Annotated in this window: 25 protein-coding genes and 1 pseudogene; 15 read left to right on the forward strand and 11 right to left on the reverse strand. The window is 69.3% G+C overall.

Annotated features, from left to right (window positions below):
* Positions 1-87 precede the first annotated feature (87 nt).
* Positions 88-357 carry a hypothetical protein gene (locus tag ACYSMR_RS17320; RefSeq protein WP_461746880.1) on the forward strand — a complete coding sequence of 90 codons (270 nt, stop codon included), beginning with the start codon at positions 88-90 and terminating at the stop codon, positions 355-357.
* Between the two features lie 118 nt (positions 358-475).
* Here ACYSMR_RS17320 and ACYSMR_RS17325 read toward each other — a convergent pair whose 3' ends face one another.
* Genes ACYSMR_RS17325 through ACYSMR_RS17360 form a run of 8 tightly spaced genes read right to left on the reverse strand, consistent with a single transcriptional unit; the run spans position 476 to position 7,295 of the window.
* Entirely contained in the window at positions 476-952 is a 477-nt protein-coding gene (locus tag ACYSMR_RS17325; RefSeq protein WP_461746882.1) for a heme-degrading domain-containing protein, read from the reverse strand.
* Positions 953-2,002, reverse strand: coding sequence for an L-glyceraldehyde 3-phosphate reductase (gene mgrA / locus ACYSMR_RS17330; protein WP_461746884.1), 1,050 nt, complete (start codon positions 2,000-2,002; stop codon positions 953-955).
* A 52-nt stretch (positions 2,003-2,054) separates the two neighbouring features.
* On the reverse strand, positions 2,055-2,681 hold the full coding sequence (locus tag ACYSMR_RS17335) for a bifunctional 4-hydroxy-2-oxoglutarate aldolase/2-dehydro-3-deoxy-phosphogluconate aldolase (RefSeq protein WP_461746886.1): 627 nt from the start codon (positions 2,679-2,681) through the stop codon (positions 2,055-2,057).
* The gene (locus ACYSMR_RS17340) at positions 2,669-3,412 is read right to left on the reverse strand and encodes an IclR family transcriptional regulator (protein WP_461746888.1); all 744 of its coding nucleotides are present in this window, start codon (positions 3,410-3,412) and stop codon (positions 2,669-2,671) included. The genes ACYSMR_RS17335 and ACYSMR_RS17340 overlap by 13 nt, the downstream gene beginning before the upstream one ends.
* Positions 3,413-3,420: 8 nt before the next feature.
* Positions 3,421-4,335 carry a sugar kinase gene (locus ACYSMR_RS17345; protein ID WP_461746890.1) on the reverse strand — a complete coding sequence of 305 codons (915 nt, stop codon included), beginning with the start codon at positions 4,333-4,335 and terminating at the stop codon, positions 3,421-3,423.
* A complete protein-coding gene (locus ACYSMR_RS17350) occupies positions 4,307-5,812 on the reverse strand; it encodes a tripartite tricarboxylate transporter permease (RefSeq protein ID WP_461746892.1) in 1,506 nt (501 codons plus the stop codon). The genes ACYSMR_RS17345 and ACYSMR_RS17350 overlap by 29 nt, the downstream gene beginning before the upstream one ends.
* The gene (locus tag ACYSMR_RS17355; RefSeq protein WP_461746894.1) at positions 5,809-6,348 is read right to left on the reverse strand and encodes a tripartite tricarboxylate transporter TctB family protein; all 540 of its coding nucleotides are present in this window, start codon (positions 6,346-6,348) and stop codon (positions 5,809-5,811) included. Before ACYSMR_RS17355 ends, ACYSMR_RS17350 begins: the two co-directional genes overlap by 4 nt.
* Positions 6,345-7,295 carry a Bug family tripartite tricarboxylate transporter substrate binding protein gene (locus ACYSMR_RS17360; protein ID WP_461746896.1) on the reverse strand — a complete coding sequence of 317 codons (951 nt, stop codon included), beginning with the start codon at positions 7,293-7,295 and terminating at the stop codon, positions 6,345-6,347. Before ACYSMR_RS17360 ends, ACYSMR_RS17355 begins: the two co-directional genes overlap by 4 nt.
* A 648-nt stretch (positions 7,296-7,943) precedes the next feature.
* Between ACYSMR_RS17360 and ACYSMR_RS17365 the strand changes: the two genes are divergently transcribed.
* Together ACYSMR_RS17365 and ACYSMR_RS17370 are read left to right on the forward strand one after the other, a co-directional pair.
* Entirely contained in the window at positions 7,944-8,702 is a 759-nt protein-coding gene (locus ACYSMR_RS17365) for an SDR family NAD(P)-dependent oxidoreductase (RefSeq protein ID WP_461746898.1), read from the forward strand.
* Positions 8,703-8,975: 273 nt separating this feature from the next.
* A pseudogene (locus ACYSMR_RS17370) lies at positions 8,976-9,356 on the forward strand (recombinase family protein); the annotation flags it as partial.
* Between the two features lie 54 nt (positions 9,357-9,410).
* Here ACYSMR_RS17370 and ACYSMR_RS17375 read toward each other — a convergent pair.
* Complete coding sequence (locus tag ACYSMR_RS17375) at positions 9,411-10,391, reverse strand: helix-turn-helix transcriptional regulator (RefSeq protein ID WP_461746900.1); 981 nt, start codon at positions 10,389-10,391, stop codon at positions 9,411-9,413.
* A 125-nt stretch (positions 10,392-10,516) separates the two neighbouring features.
* Here ACYSMR_RS17375 and ACYSMR_RS17380 point away from each other — a divergent pair, with 125 nt between their 5' ends.
* From ACYSMR_RS17380 to ACYSMR_RS17415, 8 genes are all read left to right on the forward strand, one after another.
* Positions 10,517-11,539: a zinc-dependent alcohol dehydrogenase family protein gene (locus ACYSMR_RS17380; protein WP_461746902.1), complete on the forward strand. Its 1,023-nt coding sequence runs from the start codon at positions 10,517-10,519 to the stop codon at positions 11,537-11,539.
* Between the two features lie 114 nt (positions 11,540-11,653).
* Positions 11,654-12,031 (forward strand): DUF2255 family protein, encoded by a 378-nt coding sequence (locus ACYSMR_RS17385; RefSeq protein ID WP_461746904.1) that lies wholly within the window; start codon positions 11,654-11,656, stop codon positions 12,029-12,031.
* Between the two features lie 28 nt (positions 12,032-12,059).
* Positions 12,060-12,752 (forward strand): NADPH-dependent F420 reductase, encoded by a 693-nt coding sequence (locus ACYSMR_RS17390; RefSeq protein ID WP_461748043.1) that lies wholly within the window; start codon positions 12,060-12,062, stop codon positions 12,750-12,752.
* A 17-nt stretch (positions 12,753-12,769) separates the two neighbouring features.
* A complete protein-coding gene (locus tag ACYSMR_RS17395; protein WP_461746906.1) occupies positions 12,770-13,108 on the forward strand; it encodes a MoaF-related domain-containing protein in 339 nt (112 codons plus the stop codon).
* 633 nt (positions 13,109-13,741) lie between these two features.
* On the forward strand, positions 13,742-14,167 hold the full coding sequence (locus ACYSMR_RS17400; RefSeq protein WP_461746908.1) for a MarR family winged helix-turn-helix transcriptional regulator: 426 nt from the start codon (positions 13,742-13,744) through the stop codon (positions 14,165-14,167).
* A 204-nt stretch (positions 14,168-14,371) separates the two neighbouring features.
* On the forward strand, positions 14,372-14,692 hold the full coding sequence (locus ACYSMR_RS17405) for a rhodanese-like domain-containing protein (RefSeq protein ID WP_461746910.1): 321 nt from the start codon (positions 14,372-14,374) through the stop codon (positions 14,690-14,692).
* 569 nt (positions 14,693-15,261) lie between these two features.
* Positions 15,262-15,882 (forward strand): hypothetical protein, encoded by a 621-nt coding sequence (locus ACYSMR_RS17410; RefSeq protein WP_461746912.1) that lies wholly within the window; start codon positions 15,262-15,264, stop codon positions 15,880-15,882.
* A 68-nt stretch (positions 15,883-15,950) separates the two neighbouring features.
* Positions 15,951-17,321 carry an ice-binding family protein gene (locus ACYSMR_RS17415; RefSeq protein ID WP_461746914.1) on the forward strand — a complete coding sequence of 457 codons (1,371 nt, stop codon included), beginning with the start codon at positions 15,951-15,953 and terminating at the stop codon, positions 17,319-17,321.
* Between the two features lie 269 nt (positions 17,322-17,590).
* Here ACYSMR_RS17415 and ACYSMR_RS17420 read toward each other — a convergent pair whose 3' ends face one another.
* Positions 17,591-17,893: a tyrosine-type recombinase/integrase gene (locus ACYSMR_RS17420; protein WP_461748044.1), complete on the reverse strand. Its 303-nt coding sequence runs from the start codon at positions 17,891-17,893 to the stop codon at positions 17,591-17,593.
* Positions 17,894-18,728: 835 nt separating this feature from the next.
* On the opposite strand from ACYSMR_RS17420, the gene ACYSMR_RS17425 reads away from it, so the two are divergent.
* From ACYSMR_RS17425 to ACYSMR_RS17440, 4 genes are all read left to right on the forward strand, one after another.
* The gene (locus ACYSMR_RS17425; protein ID WP_461746916.1) at positions 18,729-19,658 is read left to right on the forward strand and encodes a helix-turn-helix domain-containing protein; all 930 of its coding nucleotides are present in this window, start codon (positions 18,729-18,731) and stop codon (positions 19,656-19,658) included.
* A complete protein-coding gene (locus ACYSMR_RS17430) occupies positions 19,655-20,224 on the forward strand; it encodes a dihydrofolate reductase family protein (protein ID WP_461746918.1) in 570 nt (189 codons plus the stop codon). The genes ACYSMR_RS17425 and ACYSMR_RS17430 overlap by 4 nt, the downstream gene beginning before the upstream one ends.
* A gap of 703 nt (positions 20,225-20,927) precedes the next feature.
* The gene (gene rox, locus ACYSMR_RS17435) at positions 20,928-22,370 is read left to right on the forward strand and encodes a rifampin monooxygenase (RefSeq protein ID WP_461746920.1); all 1,443 of its coding nucleotides are present in this window, start codon (positions 20,928-20,930) and stop codon (positions 22,368-22,370) included.
* A 1,216-nt stretch (positions 22,371-23,586) separates the two neighbouring features.
* Positions 23,587-24,117, forward strand: coding sequence for a ferritin (locus ACYSMR_RS17440; RefSeq protein WP_251334323.1), 531 nt, complete (start codon positions 23,587-23,589; stop codon positions 24,115-24,117).
* A gap of 39 nt (positions 24,118-24,156) precedes the next feature.
* Here ACYSMR_RS17440 and ACYSMR_RS17445 read toward each other — a convergent pair whose 3' ends face one another.
* Positions 24,157-24,816, reverse strand: a complete 660-nt coding sequence (locus ACYSMR_RS17445) for an iron transporter (protein WP_461746922.1) — start codon at positions 24,814-24,816, stop codon at positions 24,157-24,159.
* Positions 24,817-24,952: the final 136 nt, after the last annotated feature.

The following is a 24,952-nucleotide window of genomic DNA, read 5'->3' on the forward strand; positions in this document are numbered from 1 at the left end:
GCTGTTCTTCGCCGAGCAGCCGCGTAACAACGACGCAGGGTTGCGCGTACTGATCCGCGGTGGGGGAAACGTGGACACGCACACCCGATGGCCTCAATGGTCTTCGCCGTCATGGCCGTCTTGGCCCGAAGGAAGCTGGAGGTCCAGCGCGAGAGAATCACCGACTCGATGACCACACGCCGGGCCGCCACCAGAAATATCGGCGGGCGGCGCCTGACCTTCACCGACTCCCGGATCCGCCACGCCTTGCGGCTCGTCGACGCAGGGAAGCCGGCCACCCAGGTCGCCCGGGACCTGGGAATGTCCCGGGCGACCCATTGCCGGCGCGTCCGGGAATTGCCGGTGCCGACCATCTGAGTGGGCGCCGGCAATCAGCGCCCCTTGCCTGCTGAGCCCATTTGTGTGCTGTCGCGCTGGTTGGGGAAGGCCTACTCCTCGCGCTCAGTGCCGTACTGGGCTCCGACCGTGCATGCAGCTATTGGGTTTGGGACAGGAAGGTCCGCAGTTGCCGTACCAGGAAGGCGTGGTCCTCGCGCTGGGGCAGCCCGGACACCCCAACAGTCCCGACGACGAGTCCGGAGCCGCGCAGCCGGATGGGAAACACCCCGCCGTTGGCCGCGTAGCGGTGCGCGGGCAGACGCGAATCATCCTCGAAGACGCGGCCGAGCGCGCGGAACTGCTCGCCCACCCCCATAGAGCTGCGTTCGAAGTGGGTCACGACGGCGGCCTTGCGCTCCAGCCAGGCGTCGTTGTCCGGTGTCGCCCCGGCCAGCGCCGTGTGGAAGACCCGCTGCGCGCCCAACGTGATGCCGATGACCAGGGGCAGGCCCTGCTCCAGCGCAGCACTGCGCAGAGCAGCACCTAAGCGCCAGGCGTCCTCGCGGTCGAAGGAGGCGAACTGCAGGTCCTCCTCCTCGGCCTGGATCTGGTCGTAGGAGGTGTTGTCCGTCATCTAGGCCTCGCTCGAAACAGTCCACAGGTTGAGTCCACCGTCGCGGGCGTGGTCCTCGATCCGGGACAGCTCCTCGTCGGTGAACACCGGGCCCTGCAGACCCTTCACCGTGTCCTCCAGCTGCTCGGGCCGGCTGGCACCGACCAGCACGGAGGAGATCCGGGGATCCCTCAGGACCCAGGCGACAGCCATCTGCGCCAGTGACTGTCCTCGTTCCTCGGCAATCCGGGCCAGGGCGCGAACACGAGCGAGATTTTCCTGGGAGAGCATCCCGTCCTTGAGGGTCTTGCCCTGGGTGGCGCGGGAGCCGTCGGGCACTCCGTTGAGGTACTTGCCGGTAAGCAGGCCCTGAGCCAGCACGGAGAAGGCGATGCATCCGACCCCTTCATCGGCCAGGACGTCGAGGAGGTTTGGATCGCCCTCTTCGACCCAGCGGTTCAAAAGGGAGTAGGAGGGCTGGTGGATGAGCAGAGGGGTGCCCAGCTCGCGCAGGGCGACCGCGATCTCCCGCGTGCGCGACGGGGAGTAGGAGGAGATGCCCACGTAGAGGGCCTTGCCCTGGCGGACCGCCATGTCGAGGGCGGCGGCGGTCTCTTCCACCGGCGTCTCCGGGTCGAAACGGTGGCTGTAGAAGATGTCGACGTAGTCCAGCCCAAGGTTCTTCAGCGACCGGTCGAGAGCGGACAGCAGGTGCTTGCGGGAGCTGCCCGTGCCGTAGGGTCCGGGCGAGAAAGGGTATCCGGCTTTCGTCGAGATGACGAGCTCATCGCGCAGGCCGCCGAAGTCCTGGGAGAGAATCCGTCCCACGTTGCGTTCTGAAGCCCCTGCCGGAGGGCCGTAGCCGTCGGCGAGGTCGAAGTGGGTGATGCCCAGATCGAAGGCTTGGCGCACGATGGCGCGTTGACGATCCAGGGGCGTGTCGTCGCCGAAGTTGTGCCACATCCCCAGAGAAACGGCGGGGAGTTTGAGCCCGCTGGTCCCGACGGGACGGTACGGCATCGTGTCGTACCGGCCGGAGTCCGGCGTGTAGTGGCCTGTGGTGTTCTGCACGGGTGGGTGTCCTTAGTCCTCGTTGATGGTGCTGGGTGGAAGTTCTTGCCCGTCAGGGCGCGGCCGTGGGTGCCGGGGTCATCAGCGCTGCCAGCAGCTCGAGCTGGGCCGGGTCCTCGAGCGCGGAGCCGACGGCGACGACGTCGGCTCCGGCTGCCAGGTAGGCGGAGGCGTTGTGGGCGCTGATCCCACCGGTGGCCACGATGCGGATCTCGGGGAAGGGCCCGCGCATGCCGTGGAACCAGGAGGTCCCGAGGCTGACCGCGGGGAAGGCTTTGACCCAGCGCATGCCGTGGTCGGCGGCGAGCTGGATTTCCGAGGCCGTGGCGACTCCGGGCAGGTGGGCCAGGCCGGCCTCGACGCTGGCCTGGGCCACGGTGAGGTCCAGACCAGGAGCGACCGTGAATCCCGCTCCGGCGGCCGCGGCCTGCTCCAGCCGCTGGAGGCTGACGACGGTGCCGGCGCCGACCAGGCGTCCGGCGTCGCGTCCGGCGGCGACGGTGGCGGCCAGGGCCTCAACGGCCGAGGCCGACTGGACCGGGACCTCCACGCAGTCGATGCCCAGCTCCCAGGCGCGGGTGGCCAGTTCCACGGTGCGTTCGGGCGTGTAGCCGCGCAGGATGGCCATGACGGACGTGCGGGCGAAGGTGCTGTCGAAGAGGTCATCTACGGACGCCATCCCAACTCCTCTGAGATTGTGGTGGTGGTTGCTTTCAGTGCGGGTAACAACTGGGTGAGCTCGGGCAGGGTTGCCCGGGCTTTCAGCGCGGTGATCGATACGGCGCCGGTGACCTGGCCGGTGGCGTCGCGCAGCGGCATGGCGACGCAGTTGATGAAGTCCTCGTACTCGCCGTCGTCCACCGCGTAGCCCTGTTCGGGGACGTGGGAGAGCTGGTCGAGGAACTCCTCCCGGGTGGTGATCGTCGTGGGCGTGTAGCCGGCGAAGTCAGTGCTCTCCAGTACCTGCGCCACGAACGTCGGCTCCCGGTACGCGAGGATGGCTTTGCTGACCCCGGAGGTGTGGATCGTGACCGGTTGGCCGATCTGGGAGTACAACCGCACCATGCCGGGCTGCTCGATCTTGTCGGCGTAGACGATGGAGCGGCCTTGGACGGCGGCCAGGTGCACCGTGTGCCCGCACCGGCGCCCCAGCTCCTGCAGATACGGGTGGGCGATGTTGGCCAGGTCGAACTGCTCCAGGGCGAGGTTGGCCAGCCCGGCCAGGCGGTAGCCCACGCCGTAGCGCCCATCCTCTCGCCGTCGTGTCAGCCCGCTGTCGGTGAGCGTCTGCAAGGTGCGCAGCGCGGTGGAGCGGTGGATGCCGAAGTGGGCGGCGACCTCGCTCTGGGTGCGAGGCTGGACACCGACGTACTCGAGAATCTCGATGGCGCGTTGAATGCTCTGTGACATGGCGCCCACTACACCAGATCAAAATCGTGGACGCTCGACAGAGCACGGGCCGCCAGGGCGTGACCCCGCGCCAGTCGGGCACCGGGCTGCTCCCCGGTGAGCAGCCCGGAGAGATACCCGGCGGCGAAGGCATCGCCGGCGCCCACCACCTCCACGACCTCCACGGCATGAGCAGGCACGAACACGGAGCCGTCGGCGGAGACGTCCGTGGCGCCCACCGCCCCGTCCTTGACCACCAGGTGCTTCGGAGTCCCCAGGGCCTCATACAGCGCGTCGGGGTCTCCGGTGCCCCACAGTGTCTCGGCCTCGTCCCGGCCCACGAACACGATGTCGGCCCGGCGTGCGCACTCGGCCAGCACCGGTGCGGCCTCTGCAGCGGACCACAGCCCTGGGCGGTGATTGACGTCGAAGGACACGACCGTGCCGTGGGCTTGGGCGGTGGCGAAGGCGGCGTCGAGCAGGGCGCGGCAACTGGGGGAGAGCCCGGCGGTGATGCCCGACAGGTGCAGCACCGGTAGCTGCGCCCAGTCGACGGTCTCCAGGGCGGAAGGGCCCATCGTGGAGGCCGCCGAGCCGGAGCGGTAGTAGTAGACGGTGGTGGCGGTCTCACCGGGATCCTTGAAGTACACGCCGGTGGGGGCCCGGGGGTCCGTGGTGACGAGGGAGGTGTCGACCCCGTGGGCCTGCAGCTGTCGCAGCAGGCGCCGGCCCAGGGGATCATCACCCACACGGCTCAACCAGGCGGTGCGATGTCCGGCTCCGGCCAGATAAAGAGCCACGGTGGATTCAGCGCCGCCGGCCGAGAGGACGAAGTTCTCCGCGGTCTCCAGGGGTTCGGCCTGCGCTGGGGCGACGAGGGCCATGGTCTCGCCCAGGCACAGGACGGAGGGACTGTCACCGGACGGATTCAGGAACGCGTGCACGGAGCTTCCTCGCTTTCGAGGTAGAACGGAGCCACGGCAGCAGCACGGCGCCGAGACTGAGCAGGAGCAGGCCGACGGCGATGGGACTGGTCAACAGCGTCCCGAGGCCGTCGATGACCAGGGCGCGGCGCAGATTGCTTTCCGCCAGCGGGCCCAGGATGAGGCCCAGCACCATGGGCCCGGCGGGAAAACCGAACCGGCGCATGAGCAGACCGACGATGCCGAAGCACAGCATGAGGACCACGTCGAAGACGCTGCTCTGCACCGCGTAGGTCCCCACGATGCAGAAGGCGATGATGATCGCCGTCAGGTACTGCTGCGGCAGGGCCAACAGCTTGACTACGCCCTGCATCCGGACCAGGGCCAGGGCCAGGGCCAGGAGCGTGGCCAGGACCATGATGGTGGCCAGGCTGTAGACGAGATCGGGGGACTCCACGAACAGGGCCGGGCCAGGCTGAAGCCCCCAGATGATCATGGAGCCGATCATCACCGCCATCACCGAGTCACCGGGCACACCCAGGGCCAGTGTGGTGGTGACGGACCCGCCCATGGTCGCGGTGCTCGCGCTGTCGGCTGCTGCCAGGCCCTCGAGGGAGCCCTGCCCGAACTTGTCCGGGTGCTTGGAGGCCCGCTTGGCCTGCGCCCAGGCAATGACGCCGGCGATGTCTCCACCGGCGGCAGGCACGACGCCCACGACGGCACCAACCCCGGTGCCGATGGCGGAAGGCTTGAGCAGTTGGCGCTGCTGCGCCTTCGTGGGCCACCACGCCCCCAGCTGGGTGATGGGCGCCGGGTTGTTCTTCTTCCGGGTTTCGGCGAGCTGGTTGAACAGCTCCGCGATCCCGAACAGGCCGATGATCGCTGCGATGAACGGGATGCCGGAGCTCAGCTCTGAGAACCCGAAGGTGAAACGGGTGTCGCCGGTGATGGGATCGCGCCCGACGGTGCCCAGCAGCAGCCCGGCCGCACCGGCCACCAGGCCCCGCAAGACGTTGCCGCCGGAGACCCCGACCATCATGGTGAGTCCGAACACCACCAGGGCGAACATCTCGGCCGGGCCGAAGCGCAGGGCCACCGAGGCGAGGGGCTGGGCCGCGAGCACAAGGATGAGAATCCCGGCCAGGGAGCCTACCGCGGAGACCAGTGCTGAGCTGGTGAGGGCGATGCCGGCCTTGCCCTGCTTGGCCAGCGGATAGCCGTCGAAGGTGGAGGCGATGGAGGCCGGGGTGCCCGGGGTGTTCACCAGGATGGCCGGCACCCGGTCCCCGAACTGCGCTGCCACATAGATGGACAGCAGCACGGCCAGGCCCTGGAGGGGTTCGAGTGTCAGCGTGAACCCGGCCGCCAGTGCCACGGCCATCGTCGCGGTGATCCCCGGCACGGCACCGACCAGCGTGCCCAGCAGGACCCCGATCAGCAGGCACAGCCCGATGGTCGGATCCAGCAGGGCGGTGACGCCCTCGACCACGGCGTTCACAGCGGCACCCGCAGCAGCAGACCGAACAACCCGTACAGCACCGCTGCGGTCAGCACGGGAAACACCACCAAGGCCTTGAGGCCTCGCCCGCCGGTGACGAACAGCAAGGCGGACAGGAAAACGACGGTGACCAGCAGGAAGTGGAAGTAGTACCAGCCGATGCCGTAGAGGATGATTGCCGCGACGACGGCTCCCAGCCGGCCGAGACCGTGGGCGTTGACTCGTTCTTCGGGCACTGGATCAGGCCGGCGTAGGGCGACGACCCCGATGGCCACGGCCCCGGCCACGAGCAGCCCGCCCAGCACCGTCGGCCACCATCCGGGGCCGATGGATCCGTCCGCCGCAGAGAGATCCAGGGCGTTGGCCGACCACATCGCCGCACCACCGATCAGGGTGACCGCCAGAGCCACGAACAAGCCGCGCACATTGATCTTCCGGGCTCCCGGTGCCGGCCCCACGGCGGGACGGTCAATGGCGGCGGTAGACCCGTCGTCGGTCATCCCGTGCGGGACGCTGGCCACTGGCACGGCCTTCACGACCCGGCTCCGACCAGCTCGGCGAAGCGCCCGCTCTCGGCGTCCACGAACTCCGTCGTCTCCTCCGCCGAACGGTAGAGCGGCAGGTTGCCGCCCTTTTCGATGAAGGAGACGTAGGCCTCCGATGCGACCGCCTTCTCCAGGGACTCCTCCAGCGTTCCTGCGACCTCTGGGTCCAGTCCGGTCGGGGCGGCAATGGTCGCCCAACTGCCGATGACCACGTCGTGTCCCTGCTCTGATGCAGTGGGCACGTCCGGGAGGGCAGGGGCGCGATCTTCGGTGAAGACGGCCAGCACCCGCAGGCGGCCGTCCTCGTGGGCAGGGGCGGTCTCCCCGATACCGGCCACCACCGCGTCGACCTGACCACCGGTGGCGGCCGTCACCGCCGGGGCGCCTCCGTCGAACGGGACGTTCTTGAACTTCACGCCGGCCACGTTGCCCAGCTCGGTGGCGCCCACCTCCCAGATGGACCCGGGGCCGGCGTTGGACACGGCCACACTGCCGGGGTCCTCTTTGGCTGCGCGGATGAGGTCCTCCAGGGTGCGGAAGGGGCTGTCGGCCGGGACCGCGATCGTTCCCGGCTGGGAGTTCGCCTGCCCCAGGAAGTCGTAGTCGGCAGGGTCGATGTCATAGCCCTGATGCCCCAACAGGCTGACCTCCACCGGCAGGACCGCGATGGTGTACCCGTCGGCGGCCTGACCGGCCAAATGCTCCATGCCGACGCTGCCGGCACCGCCGGGACGGTTCTCCACCACGATGGAGACCCCCAGGTCTTTCTCCATCTCCGTGGCCAGAGTGCGAGCTGTCAGGTCGGTCGCGCCCCCGGCCGAGGTGGGGGTCATGAACGTGATCGTCTCGGCAGGAAACTCACCGCCGGAGGCGGAAGCTCCGCCGCGGTCAGCGCAGGCGGTCACAGCGAGCAGACCGGTCAGTGCGGCGGCCGTCATGACCGTGCGTCGGCGTCGGATCGTCGAGCGTGTGGACATCCTCGTCCCTTTCCTCATATGTTGCGTATACTGCAACAATGCTGTGTATACTGCACAAGCGTAGGTTGTGCGGGTGCAATGTGACAACAGTCACTGCCTAATGCGTCGAGGGAAGACGCCAATCCCCTAGGACCATCCGCCCCCAAGGCAGACATCCCGCCCGCAGCGGGCGGCGGTGGAGCTGAGAGGACCGGGGAAGGGGTCAGCAGGCGAAGCGAGTCATGGCTGGGCCCTAGCCCACGGTGACGACCAGATCCACGGCCAGTTCGCGCCGCTTGATGTTGCGGCTGCTCGAGGCTGCGGGGAGGATGCGGAAGGCCTCCCGCTGGGAGCAGCGGTTCTGCGCCCAGGCTTGGCGCCTCGGGCATAAGGGGATCCGGGTGTTGAGGGTGAACTGAGCGCTGCTGGTGGTGCATCTACTGGGTGCCGGGCGGGTGCCAGGCACCCGGAGCTGCATCGACGCACGGTTCGGGGTGCCCTTGCGCCAAGGGAGGGTGGCAGCGTCGTGGGCCTTGGTGATGCCTCGTGGCAGGCTGTGCGAGGTAGCCCCATCGGGCTCACCAGGTCGCCGCGGAACCCCTGTGGCGTGAGGCGAAGGAGGAACCGATCATGGCTCAGTTCACGGGCAAGGTAGCTCTCGTCACCGGAGGTGGCTCCGGCATCGGGGAGGCGATCAGCAAGGAACTCGCCGCCAAGGGCGCCAGTGTCGTGGTGAGCGACATCAACCTGCCGGCGGCTCAGCGGGTCGTAGGGGAGATCGCCGAGGCCGGGGGAACGGCCACAGCGGTGCAGCAGGACACTGCCCTGAAGGAAGACGCCGCGAAGGTCGTCCGCCACGCCGTGGACACCTACGGCGGGCTGCATTTGGCGGTCAACAACGCCGGGATCGGTGGCAAGCAGGCCCCGGCCGGGGAGACCGACCTGGAGGACTGGGACCGGGTCATCGACATCAACCTCAACGGTGTGCTCTACGGCATGCGCTACCAGATTCCTCAGATGCTTGAAGCCGGCGGTGAGGACTGCGCCATCGTCAACATGGCCTCCATCCATGGCGCCGTCGCCGCCCTGGGCAATGGGGCCTACACCGCCGCCAAGCACGGCGTGGTGGGAATCACCAAGAACGCCGCCGCCGAGTACGGCCCCCAGGGCTTGCGCATCAACGCTGTCGGTCCCGGCTACATCAACACCCCGCTCGTGGAGAACTCCCTTAGCGCGGAGGTGAAAGAAGCCCTCGCCGGCAAGCATCCCCTCGGTCGCCTCGGCACAGCCGAGGAGGTCGCCCACCTCGTGAGCTTCCTCCTCTCGCAGGAGGCCTCGTTCATGACCGGCGGCTACTACCTCGTCGACGGCGGCTACACCGCCGTCTGATCACGGTGGCGGGCAGGGCCCGATCCCTGCCCGCCACCGTCAGCGGGCAGGTTCCTGCTTCCCGTTGGTTGAAGGGGGCGGACAAACGGGCTCAACCGACAAAACCGTCAGATCTGGACTCCGAGACCCGTCGCCAAGGCCCGATGGCCGAGACGGTGTATTGACATCGGGAGGGGATCCCCGCTGAGCAGGGGAGGGGCATCCGGGTCAGCGTGCCATGTCGTGTTGTTGCGCTACTAAGACACCACATCAGTCAGTTGTGCAGGTCCGGAGGTGGGTTCATCGACGCAGAACATGCTGGCCTTCGCCGAAGCATCACGGAGCAGGGGTGCGGAGTTGCGGGTGCTGAGCCTCGGTAGGGGAGACGTGGACACCTACACCCCGCGGGGCTCGATGGTCTTCACCGTCATGGCCGCCCGGGCGCAGATGGAGGTCGAAATCAAGCGGGAACGGATCACCGACTCCGTGGCCAAACGCCGAGCCGCGGGCAAGGACCTCGGCGGGCGGCGCCAGACCTTCACGGACTCCCAGATCCGCAATGCGCTGCGGCTGATCGATTCCGGGGAGCCGGCCACCCAGGTGTCCCGGGACCTGGGGATGTCGAGAGCGACCCTGTATCGGCGGATCCGGGAGCTGCCCTCCACCATGGCGTGATGCCTCAACCGGTGTGTTTGGCCCACGCACGCCCGCCGTTCGTGCGATGGATGGTTAAGGCGGGCCCCAGGGCTGGCCCGCCTCGGCACGGGGCGACGAGTTTCCGTCTTCCGTTTCCCCGCTGGAGGCGTGGTGGGTGGAGGACACAGGTGTTCCGGGGCGGCCGATGCCAGAGCTGTATGTAGCTTTCCCTTTCTGGGCGTGGGTCCAGGTGTCCAGCAGGGCGAGTCCGTCGGCGCTGGGGCTTCCCGGTGTGGCCGTGTAGGTCGTGATGGAAACCTCAGGATTTCCGGGCAGGGCGAAGTCGTTGTACTCGAGGTCGAGGGTGCCCACGGCTGGGTGGTGCATGACCTTGCGCCCTCGGGAGTGACGCTTCACGTTGTGCTTCGTCCAGCGGGCAGCGAAGTCGGCGCTGCGGGTGGAGAGCTCTCCGATGAGTTCGGTGAGCTTCTGGTCCATGGGGTCACGGCCGGCTGTAGCGCGCAGCACCGCCACGAGAAGGTTGCGGGACTGGTCGGTATCGGCGTAGAACTCCTCAGCGCGGGGGTCGAGAAACACGAATCGGGCGAAGTTCGGCGGCTGCTTCGCGGTGTCGTACAGCGGGGCGTACAACGCTCGGCCGAGATCGTTCGCCGCAAGAAGATCCAGCCGCCCGTTCTGGACGATGGCAGGCACGCTCATGGAGTCCAGCACCTGCTGGACCGAGTGGTCGATGGGTGAGCGCTGTGCGCTGCTGCGTCGAAATCCCTGCGATGTCACGTTGCGTGCCAGGTCGTACAGGTGGGTCCGTTCGTCGTCGTTGAGCTGGAGGACTCGCGCCAACGCCTCCAGAACACTCTCGGAGGCCCCTCCGATCCTGCCGCGTTCCATGCGCGTGTAGTACTCGACACTGACCCCGGCGAGCATCGCCACCTCTTCGCGGCGCAGACCCGGGACACGGCGGGTCCCGCCGACGTAGGGCAGGCCAGCCTGTTCGGGCGTGATCCGCGCCCTCCGGGTCATGAGGAAGTCCCGGATCTCCTGCTGCATCTCCATGCACCCAGCCTAGGTCGAACCAGTTCTGAGGAGGGGGGCCCTGACAGTGCCTGGCAGAGGGCAGGCAGCGGGCGGAGCATGGATGGACAAGCAGCAACCGGTGAGGTGAAAGGAGAGACGGTTCTATGCGTGGAGTCGTCATGTACGGCCCGAGAGATGTTCGGGTGGAGGAACGCGAGAAGGCGGCGGTCCAGGCGCCGACCGACGCGGTGATCCGCGTGGTCGCAGCCTGCGTGTGCGGGTCGGACCTGTGGCCATGGCGTGGGGCGGACGCCACCGCCGAGCCGACCCCCATGGGCCACGAGTACGTGGGCGTCGTGGAGGAGATCGGCGAGGCGGTGAGGAACATCAAGGTCGGAGACTTCGTCGTCGGCTCGTTCTTCGCTTCCGACAACACCTGCGAGATCTGCCAGGCCGGTTACCAGTCCCGCTGCGCGCACGTCGAATTTGCCGGTGCCGGTGGGGCGCAGGCTGAGTACTTCCGCGTTCCACTCGCCGACGGAACCCTGGTCGCGACACCGGGTCAGCCCGACGAGGACCTCGTCCCGTCGCTGCTGGCCGCCTCCGATGTGCTGGGCACCGGCTGGTTCGGTGCCGTGGCCGCTGAGGTCGGCCCCGGCAAGACGGTGGCCGTGGTCGGTGACGGGGCGGTCGGGCTGCTGGCGGTGCTTGCCGCGAAGCAACTGGGTGCCCAGCGCATCATCATCTTCTCCCGCCACGCGGATCGGCAGGAGCTCGCCCGTGAGTTCGGCGCGACCGACATCATCGAAGAGCGCGGCGACGAGGGCGTGGCCAAGGTGAAGGAGCTCACCGGCGGGTACGGTCCGCATTCGGTGATCGAGGCCGTCGGCACCGTGGAGTCCATGGCTCAGGCGCGCCGCTCCGTGCGCGCCGGCGGGCACGTCGGATTCGTCGGCATGCAGCACGGCGTGGAGATCAACGGTGAAGAGCTGTTCTTCGAGACGATCCACCTCCACGGCGGCCCTGCCCCGGTGCGCCGCTTCCTCCCCGAGCTGATCGATCTGATCTGGAAGCGTGAGATCAATCCCGGCAAGGTCTTCGACCTCACCCTGCCGCTGGATCAGGCCGCCGAAGGTTACCAGGCCATGGACGAGCGCCGCGCCATCAAGACGCTGCTGAAGCCCTGACCTTTCCATACCCCGCGTCCCGCCCGGGTGCCCTCGCCCCGGCGGGACGCGGTCCAGCGCCGTTCCGGCTTTCCTCCCCCGAGAACCACCATCTGAAGGGACACACACATGGCCATGTGCCCCACCACCACCATCGAGAAGATCGCCGCGACCGACGACTTCCATATCGCCCCGTACCACGCCGACGGCACGACGACGGGAACCCTGACCTGGATCTGGTCGGTCGTGGCCGACGGGCGCCTGTTCGTGCGTGCCTACAACGGCGTCAACGGCCGCTGGTACCGCTCCGCGATCGCGCAGCGCGCCGGGCGGATCACCGCCGCCGGGCAGGAGCACGAGGTCGAGTTCACCCCGATCAGCGATCCGCAGCTGGGCGAGAAGATCGACGCCGCCTACCACCACAAGTACGCCGGCAGCCCGTACCTGCCGCCGATGGTCGCCGCCGGCCCGAAGGCCGCGACCGTCGAGGTCAGCCCGCGCGACGGGCGCTGACACCACCCATCTGAAGGAGAACACCTTGATGAAGATCGCCGTACTAGGAACCGGCATGGTCGGGCGCATCCTCGCCGCCCGCCTGTCCCAGCTCGGACACGACCTCGTGATCGGCACGCGCAACCCGAAGGACACTCTGGCGCGCACTACCCCCGACGGGATGGGCACCCCGCCCTACGCGCAGTGGCAGGACGAGCACCCCGAGGTGCGGCTGCTGGGCCTCCCGGACGCCGGAGCGCACGGCGAGATCATCCTCAACGCCACCCACGGCGCCGTCTCCCGGGACGCGCTGCACGCGGTCGGCGCGGACCACCTGGCCGGCAAGGTCCTGCTCGACCTCGCGCTGCCCTTGGACCTGTCCCAGGGCATGCCTCCCACGCTCACGGTGGCGAACACCGACAGCCTCGGCGAGCAGCTCCAGCGCCACTTTCCCGACGCGAAGGTCGTCAAATCGCTGACCACCGTGTACTGCGAAATCATGGTCGACCCGGGCAGAATCCCCTGCGAGCACAACATCTTCGTCGCCGGGAACGACGACCAGGCCAAGAAGACCGTCGAGGGCATCCTCCACCAGCTCGGCTGGCCGGCCGAGTCGATCCTCGACCTCGGCGACATCACCGGGGCTCGCGCCGTGGAGATGTACTCACGTCTGTCCTTCACCCTCGCCGAGAAGTTCGGTTCCTTCGAACTGAACATCCACGTCATCCGCGGCTCCCACTAACAGAAGGCATGCACCCCATGGAGAAGAACGCCGTCCTGCCCAGCGTGGGCCAAACATGGTTCGCCGATTTCGGCCCGGACACCCCGCTGGGCCACTTCACCGTCGAGTACACCTTCGAGACCGACACGAGGATGTCCTTCCTCGTCACCGGCGGCGCTATCGAGGGCCGCACCGAGACGATGGACTACACCACGACCAAGGCCCGCGATGGCCTGTACGTGGTGCGGTGGACCGAACCAGAAGCAGGTGCCCACGTCACCCACATCGAGGACTACACCGGCGGTACGTGCATGGCCTCACCCGTCATCGGTGACGAGTTCGTGCAACTGCACGGAACGTGGACGCGCGTGCGCTGACCCCACTTCCACGTCCGAGACCCTCCGACTGCTGCTCGACGCCACCTGTCGGTGCTCATGGAACGCGGGATTGCTGAAGCTTCGATCGACCACTTGGCTTATGGGGTGCGGTAGGGGTTCCGCTTACGGGCATCGCGGTTGACGCAAAACATGGCCGGCCCTCGCCAGGCAGTGGCGATACAGGGGCGCGGGGTTGCGGGTGCTGCACCTCGGTGGGGCGGGCGTGGACCCCGCCACCCCGACGGATCCGATGGCGTTCACCGTCATGGCTGCCCTGACCCAGATGGAGCCGGTGATCACTCGCGAACGCAACGCCGGCTCCGTGGCCGAACGCCGGGCCGCCGGCAAGGACCTCGGAGGGCGGCGCCCGGCGTGCACCGACCCCCGGATCCGGAATCCCCTGCGTCTGAGCGAGTCCGGGGAGCCGGCCGCCCACGTGGTCCGTGACCTCGGGATGTCCCGGGCCCCCTCTACCGCCGCATCCGGGAAGGGGCGACCGCAGCGGGGTGAGCACCTGGGCGTGGAAGCAGAACAAGAGCCGGCTGGCCGTCACCGAAGGGGCTGACGACCTGATCGACGCGAGACGCATCGCCCCGTCGAGCACGCCGACGCGCTGCCCAGTAGTCTGCTGGCATGCCTAAGCTGCCGCCGTTCAGCCCGACGGTCATGCTGTTGACCTGCGCTGCCTCTTGGGAGGCGGCGCTGGCCGACGCGCTCAAACCGCTGGGGCTGACGACACGCAAGTACGCACTGCTCGGGCACATCCAGGCTGCACCCGGTCTCTCGTTCAGTGAGCTCGCCCGCCGTTCCCGGATCACCACACCGAGTGTCCATAGCGCGGTGTCGGTCTTCGCGGCCGACGGATGGGTGGAGGATGCCACCTCTCGTGCCGGGGCGGCGTCTCGGCTGCGCGTCACGCCGGTCGGTGAGCGCCTCCTGGCCGAGGCGGGGCAGAAGGTTGCCGCACTCGATGCGGAATTCACCGCCACGAACCCCGGCATCGCAGAGGCCCTTCGGGAGCGCTTTTTGGAGACGGTGGGCAGGCCCGAGTACCTTTAGGTATTCTAAAGGCATGGTTCTTGCCCATCCCGCCGTGCACGTGCTCGCGGGCATCCTGTTGATCCGACCCTCGGCCGCCACCGCTCGACCGGGCCACCGCCTCGTGTGGGGTCTCTCCTTGCCCGCTCCCGTGCCGGTTTTCGGTGGTTTCTGCCCCTGGGTGGATACCCGGAAGGGGCCTCGTCGTTGAGGCTTCGACACTTCTTGCGTCGGCCACCGGCGGTCACCGCGCAGGAGGCCCTGAGCCTCATCGACGCAGGTGCGCTCATCATCGACGTCCGCCGCGAGCAGGACTGGCGTCGGAACCACATCCCGGGGGCCTGGCACATCCCGCTGGACCACCTCGAAGAGCGCGCTGCCGAACTGCCGGAAGACCGTCTGCTCATCACCTTCTGCACGGGCGGGCTCCTGTCCTCAGGAGCGGCGAACCTCCTTCGCGAGCTCGGATTCGACGCCGTCGACATGGTCCGTGGGCTCATCGACTGGCGGGCGACCGGCGGGTCCCTCATCAGCGGAACCGGCTAGGTGCACCCGGTCATGCGGTTCGTGGCAGGCGGCTGATCGGTGAGGGCCGGGGCCAGCGGCTGAAGCGCGGTGGGCACTTCGGTGATGTCTTCGCCACCGAGAAAGTGCCCGCAGCCCAGCACGATCGTGAGGACGAGCGAAAATCCCCGACGACCCCGCCCTCCGGACGACCTTCACCGCCGGCCTGCCGGGCTGGTTGCACTACGGCCCCGACACCAGCTGTACCGCGCCCGAGGACGGAAACACCACCTGGACGCGCGTCCGGCTGCTGGAAGCCGGCGCCTGACTCCGCCGTCCCCCTCGAGCATGACCCTCTGGTTCAGGGTGACGCAGCGCATGACGACAGTGTGCCGACTCGCCCTACCTGCCATTTCCTTTTGCACCTGCGGTGATGCCCAGCGGCGCCACGGCTGGACGAAAGTTCTGGAGATCGACACGGCTGATCCGTAGGGTGACCCCGGTTGTCCGATGACCCCCATCACGGTTCAACCGCGCGCCCATTTCCCTCCATCAGCGACGGCGCAGGACCACGCACCTGCACTGGGCCCCGTCGCAGAAAAGGACCCCTCATGCGCACCCCCTCCCGCCGGACCCGCAAGATCGCCGGGCTCTCCGCCGCTCCCGTCGCCGTGCTCGTGGCCGGCCTGATGGTCTGGCAGGGCTCCACCGCCGCCTTCACCGCCACCACCCGCAACTCCGGCAACTCCTGGGCCACCGGCCAGGTCGCCCTCACCGACGACGACGCCGGCCGCGCCGGCTTCACCGTGGAGAACCTCGTCCCGGGTGCGACCGGTGAGCGCTGCATCGTGGTGACCTCCAACTCGACCGTCGCCGGTGAGGTGCGCGCCTATGTGCAGAACCTCGCCGGCTCCGCAGCCGGACTGGAGGACCACATCGACCTGCGGGTCGAGCGCGGCACGGGCGGCTCCTTCGACTCCTGCGACGGCTTCACCCCCGTCCCCGGGGCTCTTCCGGCCCAGTCGCTGACCACCCTGGCTCAGGCCAACCGCGACTACGCCACCGGCGGCGCCGCCTGGGAGACCGAAGGCACCCCGGGGGAGTCCACGACCTACCGCGGCACCTGGACCTTCGACACCGCGAACATGTCCCAAGCCCAGATCGACGCGCTCCAGGGTTCTCGCGTGAGCGTGGACCTGGTCTGGGAGCTGCAGAGCAACGACGCCGCCTGACCCGCTCCTCCGTGTGGAACCAGTCCGACCCCGCACCCAGCCCCACCGCCGAGCCAGCTCCTGAGAACGTGACGGCCGTGCTGTGGGGCTGGGTGCGGCTGTTCACCGGCACCGCCGCCCAGATCTACCTCGTGATGATCGCCAGCCTGGCGTCGATCGCCTTGATTCCGTCCCTGTTCGGCTGGCACTCCACCATCATCGAGACCGGGTCCATGGAACCGCACATCGCCCCCGGCGATGTCGTCGTGCTCTCCGACCTTCCCGCTGACCGGCCGGTGCCGGTCGGGGGAGTCGTGCAGTTCACCAGCCCCGCCGGAGCCCAGCCCAGCGGGGTGGAACGCTCGATGCTGCACCGGATCGTGATCGACCACGAGGACGGCACCTACGCCACCGCCGGAGACGCCAACGCCGACGTGGACTCCACCCCCCTGGTCCGAGACCAGATCACCGGCCAGGCCCGTCTGCTGGTGCCGTTCATCGGACTGCCCGCCCTGTGGCTGGGCGCCGGGCAATATCTGCCCCTGGGACTGTGGGCCACGACCACCGTAGCGGCGCTGCTGATCACCCTGACCGGCTTCGTTCCGCGCGGTCACGACGACGAGGACGATGCAGTCTCTGATATCCAGGAGCTCCCGGTGCTCGCCCGCCGCGGCGCCATGACCGTGGCCGGCGTCGCGGTCCTGGGCGGGCTGACCGGCCTGCCTGCGCCACCGAGCACAGCCGCCTTCACCGCCCGCACAGGCACCGCAGCCTCGTGGCGGTACGTGGGGATGCCTCCGATCACCCTGGGAAGGGCCGGACCGTTCGCGCTCCTGGCTTCCACCCGACTCACCGATCACACCCCCTTGGGGCACCCCTCATCGGTGGGCGGCAGCGTGGGCTCCCACCCCGGCCTGGCTATCGAGGGTCTGCAGTCCAGCGGGGCGCGCCGCAACGTCTCCGGGACGGTCGAGCCCGGCACCGCCACGGCGGCCAACGCCATGACAGACGCCCGTGCGCTGGAGAGCGCCCTGCTCGCCCGGCCAGCCACCGCCAGCCGGCCCACGGTACTGACCGGCCGGATCACACCGGGAATCCACACCAGCGCCACCGGAACCTTCACCGTCACCGGCGACCTGACCCTGGACGCCCAAGGCAACCCGGCGGCGCAGTTCATCTTCCGAGCCGCCACCATCACCGCCACGGACAGCAGCCGTGTACTGCTGAGCAACCAGGCGAGAGCAGCCCACGTCTACTGGACCGCCACCGGGAACATCACCCTCGGGATCAGCACCACCGCCCGGGGCACCTACATGGCCCGCGGCAACATCGCGGCCAACCTCACCCCCGGCAGCCCCACCCAACGGCTCACCCTGGAGGGCCGCCTGATCAGCCTGGGAACGACGTCACCGGGCGGCACCATCGAGGTGAATCGTCCCACCACCACCCTCCCCGCCTGAGCCGCACCGGGCCGCCCGTCCGCCCACATGGACTTCACGGTGATGGCTGCTCTGGCCTAGGCGGAGCTGGAGATCAAAGGGGAGCGGATCACCGACTCAGGGGTCACATGGCGGGCCGCAGGCATTGTGGCGGCAGCCATCTGCGACACCTCGCTGAATCCGACCGTCGCAACGGGTCCCAGGGTTCGAGCACCCGGGGTGGGCACTGCTGGAGAACTGTGGCCAGATGGCGCTGTGGTGGTCCCCGGTCCAGCCGCAGCTCCACGACGTCAGGTGCGGGCCGGAGTGAGAGGGTGGGCGTTGATGGCCACCGACAGCTCCCCGGGCAGCTCGTCGAGGTACTTCGAGCTGGTGTGCACCGTGGCGTGGCCCAGCAGCCGGGCGACGACCTTCACGTCCCACCCCTCGGCCAGCATCAGAGTCGCGGCGGTGTGGCGCAGCCCGTGCGGGACCACCGCCCTCGCACGGGCAGGGTCCGCAGCCCGGGTGCGCATCACCGCCCGCCCCAGGAGACGTTCGAGGTCGCGCGCCGCCAGACGCGCGCCCCGTGGGGGAGAGCAGCAGCGGAGCAGGCGCGTTGGTCCCCAGCCGGGCGCGGTAGGCGGTGATCAGCTGCTCGAGCCAGGGCGGGGCCGGGACAGTGCGCCAGGTGCGGCCCTTGCCGCAGACCTGCAACGACCCCGAGGCGGTAGACGTGGCGCGGGTGAAGTGGTGCGCCTCCAGTGCCACGATCTCCCCAGCGCGAGGACCCAGCACCCCCATCAGGCCCAGGGCGATGGCGTCACGATCGTGGTCCGGGTTGGTCTGAGCCTCGCCGGGGCCGTGGATCAGGAGCGCCTGGGCCTGGTCGAGGTCCAAGGAGGTGGGCTCCACCCGCAGCTTTCCCCGTCCTGGGGCTCCATCGCGGGAGCACGCATGGGGGAGACGGTGGCGAAGGCCTGGTCCACGCGCCATGCGAAGCACCCCGACAGCGACCGGCGCATCCGCAGGACTGAGCCGGCCGCCGTGGCCTCGTCATCAGTGGTGGCCATCCGTCGCCGCGGGTCCTGGATCTGCTCACCTCCTGGCCACCGTCCCCGGCGGGCTGGGCGCGATCGAGGGGTCGATCGCGCTGCACTGGTGCGACGTCCCGCTGTGCGTGCACGCCACCCTGGAACCGACCACGCACCTGCTGCTGGGCACCGCCTCGGAGAACATGGCCGACCCCGGGCGCTGGAGGGCCGGCCCGCCCATCCCATGCTGTTCCGGAACGACCATGCCCTGGAGCCATGCCGTCGTCTCCTGTGCGGCGGAGGTCGTCAGCGCGCCCGTACCGCGCGCGGGATCGTGGACCAGCACGGCAGCACACCGGTGTGGTGAGCAAGGACGGTCGGGTGCGTCGGGCTGGGCTGCGGTCAGACTGGGGTCATGACGGATCAGGAACGGGATCGACTGCGTGAGCTGCTCGACGCGGTGCTCGATGAGAACAACCGCACTCTGGAGGACATGGCCGGTGACGCCTGTTCCTCGCCGTACCACTTCAGCCGCCAGCTCAGCCGTGGGGCTGGAGAACCGCCGGTGACGATGCGGCGCCGGGTCTTGCTCGAGCGGGCCGCGTGGGAGCTGGGCACCGGTCGATCGGTGACCGAGGCGGCATGGTCGGCCGGTTACGAGTCCGTCGACGGCTTCACCCGCGCGTTCACCCGTGCGTTCGGTCATCCGCCCAGCGCCACCGCTGACCGGACCACGGGCCACTGGTTACCGGCTCCCAACGGCATCCACTTCCACCCCCCGACCTCCCTGTGGGTCGACGCCCAGGAGGCCGCCACGGCCCGACCGGCGGCCGGTGTGACGGAGCTGATGCTGCACCACGACGTCGAGGACGTGGGGAAGCTGCTGCAGCTGGCCCAAGGGGTGTCCGCACCGGACTACCGCAGGGTGCAGGTGCCGGGCAGCGCACCGTTGGGCTGGGACGGTCCTGATGAGACGCTCGCGCAAGTGCTCGCCCACCTGGTGACCACCAAGGAGATCTGGCTGGCGGCCATCGAAGGACACGACACCCCGGACACCGGCAGTGACGACCTTGCGGAGCTGGCGGACCGGCACGGGCAGATCGCACCCCGTTGGCTGACCATGGTCCGGGACATCGACCGCAGAGCTGCCTGGAGCGACCGGATCATCGACGCATTGTGCGAGCCGCCGGAAAGCTTCGTGATCAGCAACGTGATCGCCCATGTGCTCACGTTCTCCGTCCACCGGCGCCAGCTGGCCCGGCTGATGCTGCGCCAGGCCGGAGTCACCCCCGATTCCGGGGACCCGATCGAGTGGTGGCAACAACGTACAGGAGGCCTCCGGTGACCCGCACCGTCTTCTACACCGCCACCACACTGGACGGCTACCTCGCCGACGAGCAGGACCACCTGGACTGGCTGTTCGCCCAGGACATTGACAGCACCGGCCCGCACAGCTACGAGAAGTTCCTCGCTCGTGTCGGGGCGGTCGTGATGGGGCGAACCACCTACGAGTGGGTGCTCGAGCACCTGCACGCCACCGGTGAGGGCTGGCCCTATGAGATGCCCGCCTGGGTGGTCTCCCACGCGCAGCTGCCGGCGATCACCGGGGCGGACATCCGCTTCGCCCAAGGAGAGGTGGCCCCGATCCACGCCGGGCTCACCGACGCCGCCGGCGGGAAGGACATCTGGGTCGTGGGCGGCGGGGATCTGGCCGCCCAGTTCGCGGACGCCGGACTGCTGGATGAGCTGATGGTCTCCATCGCGCCAGTCACCCTCGGGGCAGGCCGCCCCCTGTTCCCCCGCCGTTTCGATCTGCACCTGAAGGACGTGGCACGCAACCGAGCATTCATCTGCGCGACCTACGACGTGGTGGGCCCACCTCCCGCTCCAAGCACGAGCCCGGCCTCGTGACAGGAACCGGCAGGGCCCGGCCGCAGACATCCGCCCGACACAGGACCGGGCGAAACCATGACGTTCCCACCACCGCGTCGATCGCGGTGGAACCTGGCGCCTGCCATGGGGCATGACCCGCCAGATCGAGGACCACGTAAGAATGACTCGGCCCGTCGACCCCTGGAGCCGACTCCTGGCCCGCTCCCTCTCAGAGGCCTGTCGGGCTGCTACGACACGACATCGGAACGGATATGGTCCCCAGCCGATCGAGGCGTTGACCGGTGGGCTGGCAGGGTGTCGCGGTGAATGGTGCGGTGGCTCGTGGCGTGGGAGGCGGCGAACGGCTCAGCCCATCCGGTGGAAGTGCGCCGACCGGCCTTGCCGCAGGAGAACCGCTGGTGCGGCGGTGCCTCGGAGGGATGCGGTGTCGTGCCGCGCAGCCGCCCGGTGGTCCTGCCGCGGCCGTGCCGTCGCCGGGACGCCCCCGGTGCAGGGCGGCTTCGACTTCGGGGGACGCTTCCGGGCACCTGGTGAGTGGTGCGGACATCGACCTCCCCGTCCATCTTCAGACTATGGCTCGCCGGGGGGCTTGCCGCAAGGCCCCCGGCGAGGAGAAGAATGAGCGGCCGCAACCAGATTTTGCGGGACGTAGGGCGGCGCAGCGGGATGCTGCGTCGCAGGGTCACGGGCCGGCGCGTACGTTCCTGGAGTGGAGGGTTCCATGGTGGACGTGATCATTGCCGGGGGCGGACCGACCGGGATGATGCTGGCCGGTGAGCTGCGGCTGCACGGGGTGGAGGTGCTCGTGCTGGAGAAAGACCCGCAGCCGAGCCCGCAGGTGCGCTCCCTGGGCCTGCATCCGCGCAGCATCGAGATCATGGACCAGCGCGGGCTGCTGGACCGGTTCCTCGCTCACGGGCAGCGGTATCCCGGTGGCGCCCGCTTCGCCGGGATCGACAAGGCCTCGCCGGCGGGCCTGGACACCGCCCACGGGTACGTGCTGGGCATCGCCCAACCGGTCACCGACCGGCTGCTGGCCGAACACGCCGCCGAGCTCGGGGCGCGCATCCGGCGGGGGGTCGAGCTGGTGGGGCTGGACCAGGACGAGGAGGGGGTGAGCGTGGAGCTGGTAGGGGGCATCCGGTGGCGCTGCCGCTGGCTGGTCGGTTGCGACGGCGGGCGCAGCCGGGTGCGCCGGGTGGCCGGGGTCGGGTTTCCCGGCGAGCCGGCCACGGCCGAGTGGCTGCTGGGGGAGGTGCGGGTGAGCACCCCACCGGATGAGCTGGCGGCGGTGGCGGCCGAGGTCCGCAAGACGCACCAGGGGTTCGGGATCGGCCCGGCCGGCAACGGGACCTATCGTGCGGTGGTGCCGGCCGCGACCGTGGCCGAGGACCGCACGGTCGCCCCGGCCCTGGAGGAGTTCCGGGAGCAGCTGCGCGCCTATGCGGGCACCGACTTCGGCGCGCACTCCCCGGCCTGGCTGTCCCGTTTCACCGACGCCACCCGGCTGGCCGAGCAGTACCGCACCGGGCGGGTGCTGTGGGCCGGCGATGCCGCCCACGTCCACCCGCCCTTGGGCGGGCAGGGACTCAACCTCGGGATCCAGGACGCGTTCAACCTCGGCTGGAAACTCGCCGCCCAAGTGAACGGCTGGGCCCCGGCAGCGCTGCTGGACAGCTACCACACCGAGCGCCACCCGGTGGCCGCCGAGGTGCTGACCACCACCCGCGCCCAGTCCGAGCTGATCTCCCCTGCCCCCGGGCCGCAGGCGGTCCGCCGGCTGCTGAGCGAGCTGATGGACTTCCAGGACGTGAACCGGGCGCTGATCGAGAAGGTCACCGCCATCGGCATCCGTTACGACGTCGGTGAGGGCCACGACCTGCTCGGCAAACGGCTACGCGACATCCGTCTGGGGCGGGGTCGTCTCTACGAGCTGATGCGCCAGGGCCGTGGAGTGCTGCTCGATGCGACCGGGGCGCTGTCCGTGGCGGGCTGGGCGGACCGGATCGACCACGTCATCGACACCGGCGCGGAACTGGAGCAGATGGACGCTCCCGCGGTGCTGCTGCGACCGGACGGCCACGTGGTGTGGGTCGGTGCGGACCAGGCCGGTCTGCTTGGCCAGGTGCCCCGGTGGTTCGGCGCCCCGGCCTCCGCATCCTGACGCTGGAGAAGGCCCGGTCGTACGGCTGCCTCGTGCACCGTGGTGTGCGGGCAACCCGGTGAGCGTGTTCTCCCCAACAGCGACGGTCATCGGGTGAACCCGTGACTGTTGCTGTGGGGTACGCCGTAGAACGCCCTGTTCTGGAATCGCTGTCGGTGTTCCACCAGGACCGGTGAGGGCGGCAAGCCGTCCATCCGATCCGTGGGCTGGACAGGGGGCGACGCACACAGGTGGCCGGCGGTATCTGCATGGTGACCCCGGCCTGAACAAAGCCCGGCAACGGCGGCGGACGCGCGGGCCGGCCTCACGTGCAGTGGCTCTCGCAGCCGCGGAACCGCTGGCGGTGGTGGAAGGAGGACTGGCGCTCGCTGCCCGGACGCCGGCGGTTGGGGGGGGGGGGGGCGGGTCCACGGGGTCATCGGCACTGGCCAGCAGAGCGGCGGTGACCAACAGCATCCCGCCGTCGTCGCCCTGGAGATGGTCCGAGTCCAGCACCGGGGTGGAGCGCTGGACCTCCGGTCGCTGGTGACTCCGGCGGTGCAGCCGGTGGCCGACGCGCTCGCCGGGACGGCCGCGGGGCGCTCCACCGCGGTGACGTCCACCTCGGGCAGCTGTTGGCCGGTGAGGCGGTAGTCCGGCAGGACTTGCTCGCCCAGGGAGAGCAGAGGCGGCACCGGGATGGTGGGCGCAGGGGTTCCCGGGTTGCTCGGCCCGAGGATCAAAACGCTCGAACTGCTCATCGAGGGGTTGTCGAGCCGCTGCGGGCTGGTCTGCTCCGGGGTGGGGCAGGACTGCAACGGAATGCAGTGGACAGCAATGATTGTGACGGGCGCTGGACGAGGCGGATTCATCGCAGGCAACTGGGATGAGCTCCTCTCCTGCTGCGGGTGGGAAGCAGGGGCCAGGAGACGGGCGCGGTCGAACACTGATGGACGCTCACGGGCATCGGCCGGTCACCGCTTGCGCAGTAGGACCGCCTGCCCAGGCCGTGCCGCACGCCCCTGGGACCGGTGGGCACCCCACGGGGAAGAGGGTCGAGGAGCATTCCCGCCGTGGGCGGGGCCGCCGGGGCTGGGCCTTCACCGGGGGAGATGACCCCGTTAGGCTCGGTTCTCACCCGGGAGCGAGAGCTCGTGTCCGTCCCGCACCGGACAAGCACAGTTGGTGCGGGCAGCATGTCCCGGATCCTGGAAACCCCTGATGTGAGGAGATCCCGATGGCCCGCCAGACCTTCAACCAGTTGCTCGTCCAACAGGTGGGCCATGAGTTCGCGGCCTCCCACCAGTACGTGGCCGTAGCGGTGTGGTTCGACGGCCAGGACCTGCCCCAGCTGGCCAGGCACTTCTACCGGCAGTCGCTGGAGGAGCGCAACCACGCCATGATGATCGTCCGGTACGCCCTGGACCGGAACCTGCCCCTGACCATTCCGGGGGTCGGTCCGGTGCGCAACGACTTCGCCGACGTCCACCAGCCCCTGGCCCTGGCACTGGCCCAGGAGCAGGAGGTCACCGATCAGATCAAGGCCCTGTTCGCCGCCGCGCGGGCCGAGAACGACGCGCTGGGGGAGCAGTTCATGCTCTGGTTCCTCAAGGAGCAGGTCGAGGAGATCGCCTCGATGACCACCCTGGTGAACATCGCACGCCGGGCGGAGAACCTCTTCGATCTGGAGAACTTCGTGGCCCGGGAGCAGGTGGGCGACGGCGGTCACGGCTCGGGGGCCCCGGAGGCCGCCGGCGGGGCCGTCTGACCCCGCCGGCACCCCACGGGTCCGGGCTCGACGGAGTCTTCAGGCCGCCGGCTCCAGGCGGACGTTGTCGAAGGTGACGGTTGCGGGTTCCAGCAGGGTCAGCTCGTGGGCGTGCTCCCCGTGGTGGGGGAACTGCGGGGCCTGCAGGCTCGCGCGCAGGGTGTAGTCGCCGGCCTCGGGCACGCTGAAGTTGTGGGCGTAGTGGAAGAACTCCGCGTGGAAGAACATCAGCTCCTTCTCGTCCACCACGGTGCCGTCCTCGTCGAGGACCTCGAGCCGGATCGGCACCTCGGGCACGATGCGACCGGTGGCGGCCTCGATCGGGATGATCTCCAGGTGGTGGGTCTCGCCGGCGGCCGGTTCCCGTCGGGTGGGCTCCCCGCCGGTGGTCTCGAACCACGGCTCAGCGGGCTCCACGATGTAGGCCACCTCCCAGTCCCCGGAGGTGGTGCGCCCGCCTTCGGCCTCGACCTCCTCGTTGAGCACCGCGTACTGGGCGGCCACCCCCTCAGGCACCGCACCGGCCGCCTCGGCCGTGGTGGCCGCGCCGGTGTCCGGGGTGGCGGCAAGGGTCTCCGCGCCGGGGCTCTCGGCGTCGGTGGTCTCGGTGCTGGCGCCGGTGTCGGCGCCGCAGCCGGTCAGCAGCAGGGTGGTGAGGGCCGCTGCGGCGGCCACGGGGCGGTACTGGGACATGGTCATCGTCTCCCTCGCAGGCAGGTGTGCAGAACAGGACGTGCCGGACACGAGGTGCCCGGTGCTGGCCGAGGGGTGACGAGGAGCCCGCCCCGCGCCCCGCAAAGCGGTGTGCTCCCCCTCGTCACTGCCAACTTAGGCC

Source organism: Kocuria sp. U4B, assembly GCF_054875615.1.

Coding starts and splice junctions, on each gene's coding strand:
- ACYSMR_RS17320 (WP_461746880.1), top strand. CDS start 88: ATGGCCTCAATGGTCTTCGCCGTCATGGCCGTCTTGGCCCGAAGGAAG.
- ACYSMR_RS17325 (WP_461746882.1), bottom strand. CDS start 952: ATGACGGACAACACCTCCTACGACCAGATCCAGGCCGAGGAGGAGGAC.
- ACYSMR_RS17335 (WP_461746886.1), bottom strand. CDS start 2,681: ATGGCGTCCGTAGATGACCTCTTCGACAGCACCTTCGCCCGCACGTCC.
- ACYSMR_RS17340 (WP_461746888.1), bottom strand. CDS start 3,412: ATGTCACAGAGCATTCAACGCGCCATCGAGATTCTCGAGTACGTCGGT.
- ACYSMR_RS17360 (WP_461746896.1), bottom strand. CDS start 7,295: ATGACGGCCGCCGCACTGACCGGTCTGCTCGCTGTGACCGCCTGCGCT.
- ACYSMR_RS17365 (WP_461746898.1), top strand. CDS start 7,944: ATGGCTCAGTTCACGGGCAAGGTAGCTCTCGTCACCGGAGGTGGCTCC.
- ACYSMR_RS17375 (WP_461746900.1), bottom strand. CDS start 10,391: ATGGAGATGCAGCAGGAGATCCGGGACTTCCTCATGACCCGGAGGGCG.
- ACYSMR_RS17380 (WP_461746902.1), top strand. CDS start 10,517: ATGCGTGGAGTCGTCATGTACGGCCCGAGAGATGTTCGGGTGGAGGAA.
- ACYSMR_RS17385 (WP_461746904.1), top strand. CDS start 11,654: ATGTGCCCCACCACCACCATCGAGAAGATCGCCGCGACCGACGACTTC.
- ACYSMR_RS17390 (WP_461748043.1), top strand. CDS start 12,060: ATGAAGATCGCCGTACTAGGAACCGGCATGGTCGGGCGCATCCTCGCC.
- ACYSMR_RS17395 (WP_461746906.1), top strand. CDS start 12,770: ATGGAGAAGAACGCCGTCCTGCCCAGCGTGGGCCAAACATGGTTCGCC.
- ACYSMR_RS17400 (WP_461746908.1), top strand. CDS start 13,742: ATGCCTAAGCTGCCGCCGTTCAGCCCGACGGTCATGCTGTTGACCTGC.
- ACYSMR_RS17410 (WP_461746912.1), top strand. CDS start 15,262: ATGCGCACCCCCTCCCGCCGGACCCGCAAGATCGCCGGGCTCTCCGCC.
- ACYSMR_RS17425 (WP_461746916.1), top strand. CDS start 18,729: ATGACGGATCAGGAACGGGATCGACTGCGTGAGCTGCTCGACGCGGTG.
- rox (WP_461746920.1), top strand. CDS start 20,928: ATGGTGGACGTGATCATTGCCGGGGGCGGACCGACCGGGATGATGCTG.
- ACYSMR_RS17440 (WP_251334323.1), top strand. CDS start 23,587: ATGGCCCGCCAGACCTTCAACCAGTTGCTCGTCCAACAGGTGGGCCAT.
- ACYSMR_RS17445 (WP_461746922.1), bottom strand. CDS start 24,816: ATGACCATGTCCCAGTACCGCCCCGTGGCCGCCGCAGCGGCCCTCACC.